The 14,419-nt window shown below is 42.9% G+C and carries 6 protein-coding genes; 1 reads left to right on the forward strand and 5 read right to left on the reverse strand.

Annotated features, from left to right (window positions below):
- Positions 1 to 22: 22 nt before the first annotated feature.
- The 3 genes from K7A41_RS03570 to K7A41_RS03580 form a co-directional block, all read right to left on the reverse strand.
- Positions 23 to 1,291, reverse strand: a complete 1,269-nt coding sequence (locus K7A41_RS03570) for a DUF2264 domain-containing protein (protein WP_265712638.1) — start codon at positions 1,289 to 1,291, stop codon at positions 23 to 25.
- Positions 1,292 to 1,495: 204 nt separating this feature from the next.
- Positions 1,496 to 3,256: a RagB/SusD family nutrient uptake outer membrane protein gene (locus K7A41_RS03575; protein WP_265712639.1), complete on the reverse strand. Its 1,761-nt coding sequence runs from the start codon at positions 3,254 to 3,256 to the stop codon at positions 1,496 to 1,498.
- Positions 3,257 to 3,268: 12 nt separating this feature from the next.
- On the reverse strand, positions 3,269 to 6,547 hold the full coding sequence (locus K7A41_RS03580) for a SusC/RagA family TonB-linked outer membrane protein (RefSeq protein ID WP_265712640.1): 3,279 nt from the start codon (positions 6,545 to 6,547) through the stop codon (positions 3,269 to 3,271).
- A gap of 139 nt (positions 6,548 to 6,686) precedes the next feature.
- Here K7A41_RS03580 and K7A41_RS03585 point away from each other — a divergent pair, with 139 nt between their 5' ends.
- On the forward strand, positions 6,687 to 10,559 hold the full coding sequence (locus K7A41_RS03585; protein ID WP_265712641.1) for a response regulator: 3,873 nt from the start codon (positions 6,687 to 6,689) through the stop codon (positions 10,557 to 10,559).
- A gap of 57 nt (positions 10,560 to 10,616) precedes the next feature.
- On the opposite strand, the gene K7A41_RS03590 is transcribed toward K7A41_RS03585, so the two are convergent.
- Both K7A41_RS03590 and K7A41_RS03595 read right to left on the reverse strand, forming a co-directional pair.
- The gene (locus tag K7A41_RS03590; RefSeq protein WP_265712643.1) at positions 10,617 to 11,867 is read right to left on the reverse strand and encodes a glycoside hydrolase family 88 protein; all 1,251 of its coding nucleotides are present in this window, start codon (positions 11,865 to 11,867) and stop codon (positions 10,617 to 10,619) included.
- Between the two features lie 37 nt (positions 11,868 to 11,904).
- Positions 11,905 to 14,049: a glycosyl hydrolase family 95 catalytic domain-containing protein gene (locus tag K7A41_RS03595; RefSeq protein WP_265712644.1), complete on the reverse strand. Its 2,145-nt coding sequence runs from the start codon at positions 14,047 to 14,049 to the stop codon at positions 11,905 to 11,907.
- Positions 14,050 to 14,419: the final 370 nt, after the last annotated feature.

Here is a 14,419-nt window from a genome sequence, read left to right on the forward strand (position 1 = left end):
GAGTGAGATATTTTATTTTGACCTAGTAATTGACGTAATAATCCTTTGGAAATGGTTCTGCATCCCAGCATTTCTGGGAGGTCCATTTTTCGGGAGCACAAGTCCAGAATTCGTCGTCCGCCGGTAAACCCAGCGGCAGAAAAGACAACGATGCAACATACATCGAACCCGCATTGGTATAATAATCAGCAAGGTTTGATTGCTTATCGCCGACTACTCCCATGCGAAGCCATCCGGACGGCGCAAACGTCTTGTCGGTATAAATATGCCTGAGCACCGCCGTCAATGCTGCTCTGACCTGGCCTTTAGAAATATCCTCAGGCAGTTTATCCTCCAGGGCCACCGCAGCCAAAGGTTGAAAAGCCGCATTCTTGTAGGTTGACGAACGCCCCACAACGATATAATGCCCTTCTGGGGATATCATCCGTTCCAAATGATGTGCATAGCGCTGCATACGTTTATAGGCCCTATCAAACATTTCCTTGTATTTCGCACCAGCAGGGATGTTATGACGTAGCGATTCCACTTGCATACAGTGGATCACATAACCATTGTAATGATCAAAGCTAAAGCGTGCTCCATCACTGTACCAGCCATCCCCTACATACCAGTCTTTGTCGAATTTGTTGACCGCATAATCTATTTTCTCGCGTACACATTCTTCGCCTATACTATATAAAAAGGTCTCCGTCATCGAAGCAAAAAGCAACCAGTTGCTTTCGTTAGGTTTGATCTTACGCAACAACTTGAACTCCTCGACAACTCTCCTCTTCGTAGTTTGATCTAATGGTTCCCATAGCGCTTTGGGCGCCCGCAAGAAAGCCAGAGCAAGATGCGCTGCATCAACCAACGTTTGGGAGGAAGGACCACGCCAGGTAAAATAGTCTGGCGAGTGTGGATCAACACCATATCGAATCCCCAGCAATGCCTGACTGCGCAATTTTTTACGTAATTTTCCTTCGTCGGTGCTGTCATCGGGCAGCGCCAGCCACGGAGCCATTCCCGCTAACAACCTGCCGAAAGCTTCGAGATAGCCTACTCCGGGATCTCTACTGTCAAAAGTGGGGCTGACTTCCATGGGCATATTCCGGCGCCACTGTTGCTTGCTGATATTGTCCAAAATAGGTCCTGCCATCTTATTCAGCAGGGAGACCCAATAAGCGCGGTCATTTTCCTTCGGATTGATCTTGGCATCCGAAGTATTTCCCACTTCCGCCGCAACAGGTACAGCAGCAGCAAATATGCCCAGTCCTGCTCCGCCCAGTAATTTTAATAGGAGTCTTCTTTTCATCTCTTTATTTTCTCGGTTATTAGGTGATAATCGCTCGGTTTCACAACAATAGTTTACATTTGCGCAACAAAGTACACGAAACGTTAAAAATCTTTATTTTAATCTGAAAAAGCAAAAGCAAAACATATCAATCGCTCATGCAATCGTTTGCCGGAGCGATTGATAACAGCTTTTTTACAGAAAGCGGAAAGTCTTCTTTATTTCTTAATCGTCCCAGCCATTGTTTTGTGTCAGGGATGTGTTCCGCTCCCGTTCCACTTGTGGTATTGGCCATGTATAGAGCTGATCGCCCCTCCAATCATAAGGCGAGACGACTCCTCCCCATGCTTGTTTAATACCATTTCCTGTATAAAAAGAAGTTTCTTTTAATGTTTTCCAACGCAACTCATCAAAATAAATAACTCCTTCGCACATCAATTCTCGACGGCGTTCTTCACGAATTTCTTTTCTAAGATCCTCCTCCCCAATTCCTAAAGGTAATTCTCCAACTCCTGCGCGCTTTCTTACCTCATTGACCTTCAGAACCGCCTCGCTAGGCTTTGTTAACTCATTTAAGGCTTCTGCCCACAACAAAAGGATATCTGCATAACGCATGACGATATAATCATACGCCCCAGCTTCCCTATTTGGAATACCTGGATTAGCACCTTCGTAAACGAACTTACGTGGGTAATAGTAAAAATTAGGAACGATATCCGTTCTCAAATCAAACACACCACCGAACTCTTGTCTATATGGCCACCTCGAAGTAAAGGTTTGGTCTGTAGCTCCATTGGCTCCTACAAAAGTAGAATAAGGTAAAATAACGTTGCTTGACAACCTCGGATCTCGATCCTCATAAGCCTTTTTAATACGTTCTTCATTACCCGTAGGCAAATACAAAGACATATCAAGCTTATTTGTAGTCCGTTTTTCTATGTTCGATATTTCACTAGCAGTCAAATTGTTCCGGAGAAAAAAAACTTCCCTTTGAGCCGGTGCCATTTGGCTATAACCGGGTAAGTAATCATCCCAATTAAATCTGGATCCGTCTTTACGCTGATAGCGGTCTACTGCATCAGGATGCACCAAATAGGTATTCCAATTGGATCCAAATGCTGAACGCGACCCAAATCTAAACTGATAATCAGACCCATATCCTGACAACGCGATATTTTGAATACTAAAAATAACCTCTGGGCTTTGTTCATTATCTCCTTTAAATAGGGATGCATAATTACCAAATAAACTGTGGCCTAGATTTTTGACTTGTTCGAAATCAGCAATTGCTTTTGCCCACTCTTTTGTGTACATATAAACCTTACCACGTAGCGCATAAGCAGCAGATTTGGTTACTCGGCCAAAGTTTGCATTTCCTTTGTCATATCGATTTGGCAACTGAGCTTCGTTGATACAATCCGTAAGATCTTTAATAATAAAGCTCCAAACTTCTTGTTCAGTATTTCTCGGTTTATCAACCTTGTCCCATTCGATTGGCTCTGTATAAATAGGCACACCTTTATACAATTGATTCAATCGATAATAATAATAGGCGCGCAAAAATTTAACCTCCGCAGTTAATCTAGCCTTTTTTTCTGCTCCCACAGGTGATACATTTGTTATCCCGTAAATTGCATTGTTACTACGATGAACTCCTTCATACAAGCTTTGCCAAGTGGTAGAAAATATTCCAGACGAACTTGTTGCTGTTGCATTCATCAAGGTTGAATTATCCCTGCCTTGAAGGGTAACATAGGAGTCGTATACATAAAGCATCTGACCAAGACGGAGAGCTTGATAAACGCCATTGATGCCCTGATCTGTAAGATTTTCGGTCAACCACATATTGCTGGTCAACACCTGCGTTTTTGGCACCGTGTCCAACAAATCCTTCTGACAAGAAGAGAGCAAAGATGCTGTACCAAACACAATCCCCAACATGACTCTCTTACACCATACATTATATTTTTTTGTATTATTTTTCATGATCTCTCTTTTTTAGAATCCAATATTCAAACCAAATGCAAATTGCTTCATTGTTGGATATTCTGCTCCAGAACCAACTTCAGGATCTAATCCAGGAAAATCAGTCAACATCAGCAGATTCTCTCCGGAAAAAAACACCCTTAAACTGCGCACTTTGATTTTTTCAGTTAACCTTTTGTCAACTGTATAACCCACTTGTAGATTTCTAAGCTTCAAGAAATTTGCATTATACAACCAATAATCACTTGATTGATTATTTATATTTTCAGCAGATGTACCTAATTTTAATCTAGGGAGATATCCATTTTGATTAGTGCGTGGATCATCTGGAGCGGCCGGATTATAGAAATAATGGTTTTCCGCTACTCGCGTTGTTACTTGGTTTCCACTTATTAAAATATTGCTATTATACCCGTGGTCAGTCCAATAATACTGACCCCCTGCCTCTCCCGCCCAAATCATAGACATATCAAACCCTTTATAGGAAAAGCCTAAATTGAAACCATAAATGTATTTAGGACTTGTAGAAGTACCTGTAAAATATTGATCTGCAGTATTTCCGTAAATACCATCCCCGTTTAAATCAGCATAAATCAAATCGCCATAATACATTCTCGTCGTTCCATAGTTGTCACCGATAGCTTGTGAGGAAGATAAAAAGGAATAGCCCGCAGCTTTCATTGCCTTTGCCCATTCGTAATCCTTATCCGTCCGGATCATGCCCGTTGTTGGCCCGCCATTGATATTAACAGAGCCATCTGCATTAAAATAAGTTCCATTACCCTTGTAAACTTGGCGCAGATAGAACTCATCTAAGCGATAACCTTCGAGCCTACGATTTATCCCTCCAGTCGATACATCTCCTAAGTTAGTTTGCCAAACCATTTTTCCGGATCCATCGTCTACCATTCCTTGTATCAACTTACCTTCGTATTCTGTAACCCTGTTTTTATTATATGCGAAGTTACCCCCTATATTATAATGGAAATCTCCAATCTTATCCCGCCAATTCAAATTGAGCTCAATACCATTGTTACGCATAGAAGCTTGGTTATAATAAGGAGGGCTAGCTGTACCCGCCGTAATCGGCATTTGCGCCGTCCGAATGATGTTTGAAGTTTTACGATCATATAAATTAAACTCCACAAATGCACGTCGATTTAAAGTGGCAAATTCTAAACCCAATTCTTTGTTTTCAGAATCTTCCCATTGCAACACATTATTTCCAAATCGAGACAACCTAAGACCATTAGCCTGCGCTCCATTGAAAGAGTAACCGACCTGCCCATATACACCGTGCCATCCATATACGTTTAGGTCATCCCCACCATCATTACCCAGTCTTCCCCACGATCCACGAATTTTAATATCTTGCACATAAGGATTTACTACATTCATAAATGATTCCTTAGACAATATATACCCTAGCGAAACAGACGGAAAAGTACCATATTTCTTACCAAGGCCAAATTTTGACGAACCATCGCGACGTAAACTAAATTCTGCTAAATATTTTCCATCATAGTCATAGCTAAAGCGTCCGAAAAAAGAACGCATTGAGTTGTCTGATTCGAATCCTCCAATGCTGTTCATTTCTGTCCCAGTACCAACATTTGTAATGGAGACATCTATTAAACCCTTTGTAGAAGCACTAAATCCTGAATCGTTATAATAAAATTCATTATGGCCAACCAGGGCACTAATCGAATGTTTATCTATATTCGTATTATAACGCAACACGTTATCAAAAGATTTTCTATAAATTTTTTCATATGATTGCCCGGTAGTCAACTGCGCAAGATTAATCGGGCTGGTGATAATATTCATTGTAGAAAAATCATACCGTGGTGCTGGGTCTGACCAACTTTTTACTTCATCAAAGCGGCTCTGATAGTTAAATTTGGTCTCGAAAGTTAAACCCTTCCAAAGTTTAATATTGGCAAACAACGTCGAGTTCAAACGCGTACGTTCATCACTTCCTTTGTTATCATAAAGATAGGTCAGTAAGTTATTTAACTGTGAGGATTCGCCTGAGCTCAACACTGCACCTCCAAATTTTCCATCATACATCGGATAAATTCCGGGGGTAGTTTGACGCAAATAATTGTATAGGTTGGCGTCCGAAGCCATAGAACGATCTTCTTTAACAACAAAAGTCTGTGTACCAACGGTTAGAAAGTCCGTTATATCTGTTTCTAAATTGACCCGTCCTTCATACCTTTTCATGCCGGTATTATGCATAATACCAGGATTATCCTGTATTCTTCCGGATAAATTATATCGGATTTTATCACTTCCACCCAACACACTTATATTATGACTTTTGAGCCAGCCATCTTCATAAATCCAGTCACCCCAATTTGTATTCGGATAAGCAACATAATTTGGTATACCTTGCGCAGTCAATCCATTTGGATCTGCGTTAGCCGCTGTCCAAGCGTCAATAGCGCTTTGGGTGTAGGGACCTTTTTCGCCAATGTTTTCAGCTGCCTCTTGGAACAAAAGCATATGTTTCAGATAATCACTTTGAAAAACAGGTTTGATACTCGGTGTCGTCCGGGAAAACAAACCTGAGTATTTTATCTGCGGGGCCTGCCCCCCCTTTCCTTTCTTTGTTGTAATTAATATGACACCATTTGCTGCCCGCGCACCATATATTGCTGCAGATGAAGCATCTTTTAATACAGATATTGTTTCGATATCTTCGGGATTTACTGCATCCATTACTCCCTGAATACCGTCGATAATGACAAGAGCATCATTATTATTCATAGTACCTGTACCTCGTACCCGAATCGTTGCTCCATCACTTCCTGGCTTACCATTGCCGACTTTGACCTGCACCCCAGCCGCAAGGCCTGAGAGCGCTGAAGATACATTTGTTACGGCTCTACTCTCCAGCTTTTTTCCATCAATAGTCGCTACCGAACCTAATAATTTTCCCTTTTTCTGAGTCCCGTATCCCACAACGACGACTTCATCAATAGCCGAACTAGCGCCTTCCATCGTCACATTCACCACGTTGCGCCTGTTGACGGCTACCTCCTGATTCTGATAGCCCACATAGGAAATAATCAGTGTTGCATCTGGGTTAACCGTTAAGGTATAACTGCCAGATCCACTTGTCGAGGTAGAAAGGGTTGAGCCCTGTTCCCGAATAGTTACACCCACTAAGGGTATTCCTTGACTGTCTGTAATCCGACCTGATACCGAAATTTTCTGCTGCGCCATGGTGGCACCAACAGTAAATAACATCATAGCCGACAGCCCCATTTTGTAAAACTTAGCCATACTTTAGGATATTAGTTTTATAATTGAAATTGGTTGTTTAACTGGATCAAAGTTGATGAAGACCAAGTATTTAATAGGGTGATATTTATAAATATTAGGGGGTAAAATCTTAAATTAGGGCCGTAAACCAGTTCTATCTATGAATTTTCCAGCTATAAAGCACTGTGGCTTTCTAATTTATTTATTGACCATGTGCACTTACCTAAGTTCTTTCGCCCAAAGTTTAAGCTTTGAAACATTGACTCAAGATAACGTACTGGATAAACAGGCAGTTCTAAGCATTTCTCAAGATAAAAACGGAAAGCTCTGGTTTGGAGGCGGATCGAATTTATTTGTCTATGATTCGCAGACTATCACGAACCTGCGTGTACAGGACAGCATCTTTAAAAACGTTGATTATATAAATAAAATCTGCGTAACAAGCCGTAATGACCTTTTTATCGCGACAGCGACACAACTATTCATTTTCAATATCGATAAAAGGAATGCTGTACTAAAAAAGGGAAGGCCCATTGCCGAAAAACTCATTGTCCACGATATACAGTTGCTCTCCGGCCAGATATTTCTCTGCACAGAACAAGGAATATATGTCGCCATTCCAAGTTCTGGAACGTACAGTTTTAAGCTCGTCCTCAATCGTCCACGTGTACAGTCCATTGTTCAGACTTCGCCTAATACTTATATCGTCTCCAGCTTCAATGGCATAGAATCGTTCTCTATACAAAACTATCAGCCAAGAGACGTCCAAAATCTCGGTCTACCAATCCTCCCCCAAAAGGAACGCATTTTTGGTACGATGTGCTTCCACCAAAACGTGCTCTGGGTCGGAACAAAGCTTCATGGCCTATTTCAATACAGCCTTGCGAGCAAAAAATGGAACAACATCAGGGAAAACAACAGCAACCTGCTCAGCAACAATATCCGGAAAATCGTGCCTAATGAAAACGGAGAACTCTTAATAGGAACCCTGAAAGGCCTCTCGGTCTATAATGGATCGCCCCGATTTATAAACTATAAACACAATACCTCGATAAAAAACTCTCTAAGTCAGAATTCTATCTATGATATCTTTATCGACCGTCAAAAAATAACATGGATAGGAACATACTTTGGAGGAATCAACGCCGTCTACCCTGATCTGATTCCGATTAAAAACTATTCAACCCGTTCGTTGCTTAGCCAACGTTTAAGTAGTGATATCACCGGAAGCTTCGCCGAATCCGACAATGCGTACTGGATCGGTACCGAAGAGGAAGGCATTAACCGAATTGATAAAAACACAGGTATGACGTCCCATCTGACGAATCTGACACGCTCCAACTTGATCAAAGATCTATACGTCAGAGACGACAGGTTATATGTAGCGCAATATAGCGGAGGCTATTCAATTATTGACATCCGTACAGGCAATAAACAACATTTTTATCTCGACAAAGACCTGCTAAATCTAAAAAACAATATTTATAGCATCTATGTTGATCCTCAGCACTGCATTTATTTGGGGACAAATAAGGGGCTCTATGTCGCCGAAGCCGGAAAGCCTGCCAAACCCGTATCGGAATTAAGTACAACAACTATTGACGATATACAGGCAGATAATAAACAGCAGATTTATTTTCTGCAGAACGGCACCCTCTACTGTAAGAAGCCGGACAATTGGAAAATCCGACCCGTACGGCAGCTGGATACGGTGCCGGTAAGCGGATTTTATGTATGCCCAGATGGCGATATCTGGTTGACCTCGAACGATAATTTATATCGGTTTAACGAACGTGATGGACTAAAAGCCATGGCACATTTCCACAACAATGCCCTGGGCTGGCCTGTTATAGTAAATGACCAGCTTTGGCTGACCAGCAAAAATGGGCTGATCTGGTACAGGCCCGAGACTAAATATAGCGCTACATTTAACCAGCATGATGGCCTGCCGGTCAAGAATATGCTGGGTGCAAAAGCCTTTGCCAGCAAAGAGGGACTGCTCTTCGTAACCACACTGAATGGTCTGGTCGCTATTGATACCCGAAAAATCGCCATTAATCAAACTAAGCCGGATGTGCTTTTTCGCAACATCTTACTCGAAGAGACCCCCTTGGACTACCGCCGCATCGAACAGGGCAAACAACAAAACAGCTATAGATTACAGCTGCGTTACGACGAAAATTTCATCACGGTTAACTTTTCAAGTTCCAACTTCCTTAAACCACAGAAAAATAGATACCGCTATAAACTCGAAGGTTTCGACAAAGAGTGGATAGAAACTACCGCTCCGAGCGTAAGATATACCAATATTCCTGAAGGCCGGCATACGCTTACTGTTTATGCCAGCAACAACGATGGCATTTGGAGCAGCACTCCCCTGCGGATAGAATTTGATATCAGCCCACCGCTCTGGAGAACCTGGTGGGCTTATCTGCTCTATGCTCTGATATTTACGTTAGCAGTACATCTCGTCATCAAATTTATCGTCGAACGGCAGATGTTGCTCAATTCTGAGCGCGAACATGAAAAGAAAATCAAATTTTTCACCCAGATCTCACACGAAATTCGCACCCCGCTGACGTTGATTACAGCTCCACTGGATGAAATCATTTCAGAAACGGCAAACTTGTCCACTACGCAATCCAAAGTCAAACGGATCAAGAAGAACGCCAGTAAATTACTCGGTGTCGTAAATGAACTGCTCGATTTTAAAAAATTTGATGACAAATACTTTATATTGAAAAAAAACGAGATTCCTTTACGCGAATACATTGAAGACACCTTTTACCTGTTGAATGATCTCGCCCAGACTAAACATATCAATTATTACATCCGCCAGCTGGACACTGTCGGCCTCCAGTCCATCGATGCCACCCAGTTCGACAAAGTTATGTTCAATCTACTATCGAATGCGATTAAATATACCCCCGAGTACGGCACAGTCTACCTCGAGTTGATTGACAACCAAAGTAGCATCACCATCAATGTCGTGGACAACGGAATGGGAATTGCGACCGACAACCAGTTCAAAATATTTGAGGAGTATTATCGGGAAGAGCAGGCTCATGATACCATCGGCACGGGGATCGGGCTGGCATTGACTAAACAGATCGTGCAGCAACATCAGGGAGAAGTCAGTTGCTCCAGAGTAAACGATGAAAAAGGGCAATGGACGGTGTTTACAGTGCAGCTGCCCAAACAATCGGGCACAGGACTGCATCCGGCCGCTGATGACGTTTCGGAGGGGGAGCCTGAACCAACAGCGACAAGCCAGGTCGATTTTAGCAACTCATTACAGCGAACCATACTCGTTGCGGAAGACAATCGTGAACTCCTGGAGACTGTCGTCAGCTTGTTTCAGGAGACCTACAATGTGATCACAGCGACAGATGGCGAAGATGCGCTGGCAAAAGCGCTGGAATTTATCCCTGACCTCATTCTATCGGATCTCATGATGCCATATATGAACGGAGCCGAGCTGTGCCGGGCTATAAAAACCAATATTGCCACCAGCCATATTCCTTTTATTTTGTTGACTGCGGTGACAGACAGTGACTCAAAGCTCCACGCACTGGAGCATGGTGCAAATATCTATCTGACCAAGCCTTATGACAATAAACAGCTTTTCCTGTCCGTGCAGAATCTGATCGCAGTCAGCAACAAAAAAAGCCACGAATTCCAGCTTCAAGAAGTGGAGTTCGACAATGATCTTGACCAACAGTTCATCGCATCATTAGATCAGCTGATCGAAGAAAACATGCAGTCGGATAATTTCGATGTCAGCTTTATCTCCCGACAGATGGGAATGAGCGCACCGGTACTTTACCGAAAACTGAGGGCCATAACCAATCTTTCGATCAATAATTATGTCAAAATCTATCGACTAAAGAAGGCGAAGGAACTTTTAAAAACCTCCATGAATATTAGTGAAGTGGCTTACGCGGTGGGATTCTCTGAGCGAAAGTATTTCAGTAGGGAGTTTAAAAAACAGTTTGGATACAATCCATCGGAAGAGACGCTACGTCGGGATTAATCGAGTAAAAAAGCCGGAGCCGCAAGTTGCTCAAAAGCCAGCAGCTCCGGCTCTCATTTATTTTGCCAGTTCCTTGATCATGGGTTCGCCGGCCAGTAGACGCTGATAGCGTACCAGAGCCTCCACATAATAATAATCAGCATAAGTAAGCGGCACATCCACTTCGGAGTTCAACGGAAGTGCGCCGACACTGTGCTGGAGAATGTATCCGCCATTTTGGCCATACGCTGCCAGATAAGGCGCCTTAGCTAAGTTTTTAATGATGGTTTCGGCCTTTGCAAAGTAATTTTCAGATTCGCTCCCTTGGCTATATTGAGAAAGTTCAAGGAAAGCCGAAGCGTACAAAGCCGCTGCGGATACATCCCGTAGATCTTTATTGGGATACATCTTATCCGACGCTGCGATCTTATCCTTATCAAAGTCCCAGTAAGGAATGAGATCGGAAGGTAGATTGGGGTTGTTTAAAATATATTGAGCTATATGCTGAGCCTGTTCCAAAAACTCCTTTTTCCCCGTCTCACGGTACATCATGGTATAGCCGTACAAGGCCCAGCCCTGTCCCCTTGCCCAGGCAGACTCATCAAATGCACCCTGATGTGTTTTCTTGCCGATGACCTTACCGGTATTTTTGTCATAGTCAATGACATGATACGAACTATAATCTTTGCGGAAATGATTTTTTAATGTCGTTTCAGCATGGGCGACAGCAATATCGTAATATTTTTTATCACCGGTCAATTTAGATACCTGTGTCAGGAACTCCAAGTTCATCATATTATCTATAATCACGGGATATTGCCACGCCCCATGATCCCAGGAACGGATGGTTTTCGTCTGCGGATTATAACGCGATGCCAATGAGCCTGCTCCCGTGGTTAGTACAGGTTCGTATTTCGCCGTGTTGCCGGTTATCCTGAGGGCATTGCCAAAACTGCAGAACAGCATAAAACCCAAATCGTGTGTTCCTTTATTATTCTTTTCTTTTTCAAGATAGGTCAGTTTCTCCTCCGCCTTTTTCAAAAGATCCTGATCTTTGGTCCCCTCGTACAGGTAGAGCAATGTTCCCGGATAGAAACCCGAACACCACCAGCTCGATGAGGAGAAAACTTCCTTGTTATGCTCAAAAGTCTTTGGAAATTTGTCCGCCGGCGTCTGCTCCGCCAGTACCTTGATCTGTTTGGCAGCTCCATCAAGCTGCTGCTGAATAAATCCTTTGGATAGCTTCGGTTTTACTACCTGACCATGGACCATTGTGCTTGTTCCCAAAGCCGTCCACAGCATCATCAAAAATTGCGTTCTTAATTTCATTATATATTCCTTTTAATCAATGATTACGTTTGGTCGGTTATTTCCGTTCGTAAATAAATGCGGTAGTGCCCTTGCTCAGATTCAGTCGAATGAAGCCATTTTCCTGTATCGTGTACTGACCTTTACGATCCAGTTTTACAATAGGATCCTGTAAGTCTACTTTCAAAACGACAGTGCCTCCATACTGACTTTTTATCTGAACACGTTCAGTCTTTCCGTTCCGTCGATTTGCGGATACTAAATTTCCGCCATCAGCCAAAAAATTGATAAACGACAGTTCCCGCCATGTTGTAGGTACAGCTGGAAATATACGTAACACGCCGTTCCAGTGCTGCATGCACAATTCCTGAATACTCGCCATCGCCGCCAGAGGAGTTTCGATCACAGGTCCTGATTCTGCATATAAGGTATTTGGCTTGACATACCGGTTTAATAGTGTATCGAGCGATGCGAGTGCAGCATCTCCTTTTCCCATCATGGCATACATCGATGCCGCACCCGAAAATGAATAGCCCTGAAGCCATTGCTTTTTGCTCTGCCAATGAGCAACAGACCGTTCAATAAGCGCCCTGTTTTCATGCTGATCCCAATTCACATCATAAAAGGGATAGATCATCATCAGATGCGAATAATGGCGGTGTGACTCTGCGTAGGGAACATTGGTAGCGATCATAAAGCCATTTTCATCCTGTGGATATGCTATTAAATGGGTGAGCACATCCTTCCACATGCCATGTAGACTGTCTCTGCCTCCCCGTTCGTTATCTAAATCCAAAAGAGCTTTCAATCCCCATCGAAGAATAGAAAGGTCATAATTTGTATTGTAAGCAAATCCTTTCGAGTATTCCGGCGAATACGTTTTGACACTGATATAGTATTTACCGGCATGATCTTTTTCCAATAAATGCAGATGATAGTTGACCGCCGATTTTAACAGGGGAAACAGACGGTCATAGACCTCCGAAGACATCGTCGCTCTGTAATAGAGATAGTAGCTATGCAAAAGCCATAGTAGATTGCCTAATTCTTTTTTTTCGTAGGGCACTCCGTCCAGGGAAACATTCTTCTGCAACGCGACCGGACTCCGAAGATCCGGAGCAGAAGACCGGCCTAGTGCAATACTGTTATGACGATACGGTTCGGGGACGTTGAGCCGGAGATTTTCTCGATTGCGGTCGACCATCTGGATCAAGGACTTGGCAATACCGAGCTGATTCGCTTTAAAGACCGGCGAATAGGTAAGCTGAATATTTAGATTATGCCAATAAGCAGGCCATGGTGTAGGACTGGTCCATGGACCCTGTAGATCTATCGCGGGTTTGTCGGCACGGGTCGCACTGGCCAACTTATATAATTGCATATCATAGAATCGCTGATAGTTGGCATCCGGCAAGCGCAACGTAGAGGCCTTATAGTAGTCGGCCCACCATTGCCGATGTACTTTAAGCGCTGATGCAATGTTCCGGCGGTCAAAGTTTCCAAGATAATCAATTGCTTTGGCTGTATAATCTTGTCCCTTTTGACTATAGCCTACTGTGATCACATAGGTATCCACATCTCCGGATGTCCATCGCCGATAGGCCGTTGTATATCCTCCACCTGCAGTCAACGGCTGGTCAAAGTACTTTACATCGCCCCGTTGGCCCTGGGCCCCCCTTGGATTGGGAACATAATGCGTCGGCTTTTGCGTATAGGAAAATTTCATGCGCGGACTGATGGCCGAATCCGGCACCCACAGTAGTGTATGCTGACCTTTAAAATTCTTTCCGAATACCTCCACGACGATAATATTATCTTCGGAAAGCGTAGTCGTCCTCACACTGACACTTCCCCTATCTGTCTCAACTTTCGCATCGGCAAACGCCTCTTGCAGATAAATATCGCCCTCAGCTCCGAGGATCGCAGTTCCGAAATCCAGTTTAAAATGTCCCAATGACATACGGGCCTTGTCAAACAACTTATCGGCAGAATGAGGACGATGATCGTAAACATCTGTTCGGCCAATATCAATTCGCAATGAATTCTGGTCCGATACATAGGTCATGGTTCCCAACAGGCCATTGCCTGTAAAGATTCCCTCATAAATCGTCCTGCCAAGCGGTGCCACCTTGACTTGGCTTAAAGCTGCACTGAGATATAGAACTAAAGTATAAATAATGGAAAGCAGAACTCTTCGCTTCATTTTAATGGTTATTTATCTTTTAAAGACAGCCATAAAGATGCTGGATTATTCGGCCATTACCAAGCTCGTTTTACGAAAACGATTGAGTGGAAATCCAGCGGATCATTCAGAGAACCTTATACAAAAGCATCTCAGCAAAACAGCCCGTCCTGTAACAATTCTGTATCAAAATATTGGCTTAAATCAGGAAATGCAAAGTCAACACAGGAAATAAATAGGTTTAGTATCATTCTTTTGTTATTTTTTAACAAAAGAAACAGATAGAATGAGTAAAATTTTAGTTATCAATTTACTTTTATCAGTTTTTTACTTATTTTTAGAATCAATATCCAATGCAGTTATTTGTGATAGCCTATAATGCTATGATGGA

It is taken from the genome of Sphingobacterium sp. InxBP1 (genome assembly GCF_026191775.1).
Lineage (GTDB): Bacteria > Bacteroidota > Bacteroidia > Sphingobacteriales > Sphingobacteriaceae > Sphingobacterium > Sphingobacterium thalpophilum.

Excerpts from the sequence above, each read along its gene's own strand:
- K7A41_RS03575 (WP_265712639.1), bottom strand. The coding sequence starts at position 3,256 with ATGAAAAATAATACAAAAAAATATAATGTATGGTGTAAGAGAGTCATG.
- K7A41_RS03585 (WP_265712641.1), top strand. The coding sequence starts at position 6,687 with ATGAATTTTCCAGCTATAAAGCACTGTGGCTTTCTAATTTATTTATTG.
- K7A41_RS03580 (WP_265712640.1), bottom strand. The coding sequence starts at position 6,547 with ATGGCTAAGTTTTACAAAATGGGGCTGTCGGCTATGATGTTATTTACT.
- K7A41_RS03590 (WP_265712643.1), bottom strand. The coding sequence starts at position 11,867 with ATGAAATTAAGAACGCAATTTTTGATGATGCTGTGGACGGCTTTGGGA.
- K7A41_RS03595 (WP_265712644.1), bottom strand. The coding sequence starts at position 14,049 with ATGAAGCGAAGAGTTCTGCTTTCCATTATTTATACTTTAGTTCTATAT.
- K7A41_RS03570 (WP_265712638.1), bottom strand. The coding sequence starts at position 1,291 with ATGAAAAGAAGACTCCTATTAAAATTACTGGGCGGAGCAGGACTGGGC.